The organism is Rhodanobacter sp. OR87 (assembly GCF_000473345.1).
Lineage (GTDB): Bacteria > Pseudomonadota > Gammaproteobacteria > Xanthomonadales > Rhodanobacteraceae > Rhodanobacter > Rhodanobacter denitrificans.
In genome coordinates, this window is record NZ_AXBJ01000049.1 from 1 (window position 1) to 1252 (window position 1252).

2 protein-coding genes are annotated in these 1252 nt (G+C 60.9%); both read right to left on the reverse strand.

Features of this window, described 5'->3' with window-relative positions; genetic code table 11:
* Positions 1–34 precede the first annotated feature (34 nt).
* Positions 35–883 carry an IS3 family transposase gene (locus RHOOR87_RS0118415; RefSeq protein WP_155950987.1) on the reverse strand — a complete coding sequence of 283 codons (849 nt, stop codon included), beginning with the start codon at positions 881–883 and terminating at the stop codon, positions 35–37.
* Positions 841–1197 carry a transposase gene (locus RHOOR87_RS0118420; RefSeq protein ID WP_007514494.1) on the reverse strand — a complete coding sequence of 119 codons (357 nt, stop codon included), beginning with the start codon at positions 1195–1197 and terminating at the stop codon, positions 841–843. Before RHOOR87_RS0118420 ends, RHOOR87_RS0118415 begins: the two co-directional genes overlap by 43 nt.
* Positions 1198–1252: the final 55 nt, after the last annotated feature.

Sequence of the window (1252 nt, forward strand, 5' to 3'; positions counted from 1 at the left end):
GGAGAGTTCCTACGCAAAAGTGGACACTCTTTGGTTAGGCAGCCAAGGCTTCGAACTCGATGGGAGAGCGATAGCCAAGTGCCGAGTGTAAGCGCTTGCTGTTGTAGAAATCGATGTAGCTGCGCACGGCAGCTCGGAGCGTGTGTTCGCTGGTGAAGTTCTGGCGGTGGTACATGTCGGACTTCATGGATTTGTTCCACGATTCCATGTGCGCGTTGTCGGTCATGCGATGCGGGCGGTTCACGCTCTGCACCAACCCGGCGCTGGCCAGCGCCTGCTTGAAATCGCTGGCCAGAAACTCCACGCCGCGATCACTGTGCAGCAGCGTGCCGGCTGGGGGCTTGCGTTGGCGCAGGGCGGCGGCCAGCGCCCGACGCGTGAGGCGAGCAGTTCGGTCCGAGCCCAGCGACCACCCCAGCAGTCGCCGCGAGTAGCGGTCCATGACCGTGGCCAGGTAGCGCCACGTGCCCGACACTTTCAGGTAGGTCACGTCCGTCACCCACACCTGATCGGTTCGATCCACGGTCAACTCATGAACCTGATTGTCGACACTGGAGAAGAAACGATCCACGCCCGGGCAGCGTCGATACAGGTCGGCCGAGCACCCCCGCACCGCGTTGTCCCGCATCAATCGCTCGACCCGGCGGCGTCCGACCGACTCGCCCTCGCCTTGCAGTCCCGTATGCACGCGGGGGCTGCCATAGGTTTGTCGGCTGTCGTCATGAATCTGGCGAATCTTCCCGAGCAGACGCGCGTCCTCCTGGCTCCGTGAACTGGCCGGACGATCGCGCCACGCATAGAACCCGCTCGCGCTGACGCCATACAGTCGACACAACAACCTCACGGAGTGGAACTCCTGCTGCTGTTGGATGAACGCGAAGATCTCGCCTTTTGACCGGAAGTGAACGCGATCGCTTTTTTTAAAAGGTCATGCTCGACCTTCAACTGCTCGTAGGCCTTCTTCACGCGGCGCAGCTCCTTGAGCTCGGCTGCCACCGCCTTATCCACCGCGACACCCTTCGTCATGATCACACCCTCGCGCGCCTGTTTGCGCCAACGAGACAACATGAACGGATGGATGTAAAGCGACTCGGCAACATCCTGCACCGCGACCCCGGGCAACTGGCTCAAACGGACGGCTGTCGCCTTGAAATCATCGGTATATCGGTAGGTGGTTCGCGGACCTGGTTTGGGCATCGTGAGGACTCCTGAAGTGGTAGTTCAGGGTGTCCACTAAAGCGTAGGAACTCTC

What these genes read in the sequence shown, in the direction of transcription:
- RHOOR87_RS0118420 (WP_007514494.1), bottom strand. Translation starts at nt 1,197, where the DNA reads ATGCCCAAACCAGGTCCGCGAACCACCTACCGATATACCGATGATTTC.